The sequence below is a fragment of the Streptomyces sp. O3 genome (assembly GCF_054788135.1).
Window position 1 is genome coordinate 1 of the sequence record NZ_JBTVYK010000196.1, and the last position, 268, is coordinate 268.

Annotated in this window: 1 protein-coding gene; it reads left to right on the top strand. The window is 36.6% G+C overall.

Annotated elements, in window-relative coordinates; all coding sequences use genetic code 11:
* Positions 1-268, top strand: a 268-nt coding sequence (locus tag ACX6XY_RS30330) for a DNA cytosine methyltransferase (protein WP_460337912.1), incomplete at both ends; no start/stop codon positions are given.

The window sequence follows — 268 nt, forward strand, 5'->3', positions numbered from 1 at the left end:
TGTCAAGACTGGTCAAAAAACGGTCTTAACAATATCAATACTGGTCGTTCAATTTTATACGAGCGGACACTAGAGATAATTAAAAGTGAATTAACACCCAGACCTAAAAAAGTAGTGTGGGAAAACGTTCCTAATCTCTTATCGAATCGACACAGAATGCACTTTGATCATTATTTAGATTCGATGGAATCTTTTGGATATACCAATCATTTCAAAATTCTAAACGCTCGCGACTTCGGCATACCGCAAAATCGGGAAAGAGTATTTG